Genomic DNA, 1758 nt, shown 5'->3' with positions numbered 1-1758 from the left:
TGTGGTAGCCATTCCAGTTGATCGCGGTGTTCTTCGCGAGAATGGTAATGCCGCGCTCTTTTTCCTGGTCGTTGCTGTCCATCACGCGCTCGTCGTTGAGCTCGTTGCGCTCAAGGGTGCCGGACTGACGCAGGAGTTTGTCTACCAGGGTGGTCTTACCATGGTCAACGTGGGCAATGATGGCGATGTTGCGTAGATTTTCGATCACGTGTGTATCTCGATCAGAGGATTCGGTGTGCCGCTTAGTCTAGGCGGCGAGTATTAACTAATTGCGTTTTCTGCCAGGCGGCGTGAGCGTGTTAATCACGCCGCCTGTAGGTCGGGAGGGCGATGGCGGATACTGCCGCCATTCAACCCGGGCGTCTTATGCCGGACGATAAACGCGCACATTGGCATGCCCCTCACTCAGCAAGTGGTGGGCGTGCAAACGACTCATCACACCTTTATCGCAATACAACAGGTACTGGCGCGCCTCATCCAGTTCCTTGAACGTGCTGTTCAGGGCATAGAACGGCAGCGCCATGACCTCGACGCCGGGCAGGACGAGTGGCTCGTCTTCGGCGGCATCGGGGTGACGAATATCGATAATCACGTGGCTGGCCAGGGCTTCGCTGACTTCCTCGACCTGCACGTCCTTGCCCAGCTCGTCGATCACCTTGTCGATCGGCAGCAGGGTCGCGCGTTCCAGGGCGCGCTCGAGGATGGCCATGTCGAACAGGCTTTCTTCATGCTCGATTCGCAGCTTCTTCGCCTTGGTGGTCGGGTTGACCGAAATCACCCCGCAGTATTCCGGCATATGCTTGGCAAATTCGGCAGTGCCGATGCGCGTGGCGCAGTCGATGATGTCCTGCTTGTGGCTGGCCAGCAGCGGACGCAGCACCAGCATGTCGGTGGCCGAATCGATGACCGCAAGGTTCGGCAGGGTCTGGCTGGACACCTGGGAAATCGCTTCACCGGTAACCAGCGCATCAATCTGCAGGCGCTCGGCCATGCGCGTGGAGGCGCGCAGCATCATACGCTTGAGGATCACGCCCATCTGGCTGTTGTCGACCTTGCCGAGAATCTCGCCGAGCACTTCCTCGAACGGCACGCTGATAAACAGCACGCGCTGTGAGCTGCCGAACTTCTGCCAGAGGTAATGCGCCACTTCCATCACGCCCAGCTCGTGAGCACGGCCGCCGAGATTGAAGAAGCAGAAATGCGTGACCAGGCCGCGGCGCATCATCTGATAGGCGGCGACGGTGGAATCGAAACCGCCGCTCATCAGCACCAGGGTCTGCTCCAGCGAGCCCAGCGGGTAACCGCCGAGGCCCTGGTGCTGATGATGTATGACGAACAGGCGCTGGTCGCGGATCTCCATGCGCACCACCACGTCAGGGTCTTTTAACGAGATGCCGGCAGCACCGCACTGCTGGCGCAACTGGCTGCCGACGTAGCGCTCGATATCCATGGAGCTGAACGCATGCTTGCCGGCGCGCTTGCAGCGTACGGCGAAGATCTTGCCCGGCAGCTGATCGGCGAAGTGCAGCTTGCACTTGTCCAACACATCGTCGAAATCGCCCAGCGGGTATTCATCCACTTGCAGGAAATGGGTGATGCCCGGCGTGCAGCGCAAACGCTCGATCATTGCCTGCAGGGTCTTCGCCTCGCTGATCTGGGTCTCGACTTCCAGGTTGTCCCATACGCCGCTGACCTGCAGCTGCGGATCGAACTCACGCATAACCGAGCGAATATTCTTCGCCAGCTGCCGGATAAAGT

The 1758-nt window shown here is 59.7% G+C and carries 2 protein-coding genes; both read right to left on the bottom strand.

The genetic code is table 11. The annotated features are described in order from the left end of the window. Positions 1 to 208: GTP-binding protein (locus WA145_RS16745; RefSeq protein ID WP_422582653.1), on the bottom strand; the 208-nt coding region annotated here is incomplete at its 3' end. 156 nt (positions 209 to 364) lie between these two features. Beyond that, positions 365 to 1758, bottom strand: a 1394-nt coding sequence (gene thiI / locus WA145_RS16740) for a tRNA uracil 4-sulfurtransferase ThiI (RefSeq protein WP_422582652.1), incomplete at its 5' end; no start/stop codon positions are given.

The organism is Pseudomonas sp. (assembly GCF_049301935.1).
Lineage (GTDB): Bacteria > Pseudomonadota > Gammaproteobacteria > Pseudomonadales > Pseudomonadaceae > Aquipseudomonas.
The sequence above is the reverse complement of the archived record's forward strand: the minus strand, read 5'-3'. Positions and strand labels throughout refer to the sequence as shown.